The 229-nt window shown below is 41.5% G+C and carries 1 pseudogene; it reads right to left on the reverse strand.

Features of this window, described 5'->3' with window-relative positions:
• Nucleotides 1–206 (reverse strand): annotated as a pseudogene (locus Q4519_RS22295) (oxidoreductase); the annotation flags it as partial.
• Nucleotides 207–229: the final 23 nt, after the last annotated feature.

The following is a 229-nucleotide window of genomic DNA, read 5'->3' on the forward strand; positions in this document are numbered from 1 at the left end:
CACATCGAAGCATGCCAAATACAAAACCCTTGCTGACGGTCTAACTGAAGATGTTCTGACAACACTGTAGTTCTGGAACGTTCAATACGTCCCGAGCCAATGATCTGTAAAACGGGAACCGGTAATGCTAACATCCAAGCATATATAACTTTATCAATATTATCCGCCCCCAACTCTTTCGATAAATTTACCAATACCTCACTCAATCTGATAGCTTGTTCAGTCTGTG

The sequence above is a fragment of the Motilimonas sp. 1_MG-2023 genome, from assembly GCF_030547455.1.
Taxonomy (GTDB): domain Bacteria; phylum Pseudomonadota; class Gammaproteobacteria; order Enterobacterales; family CBDFNC01; genus Motilimonas.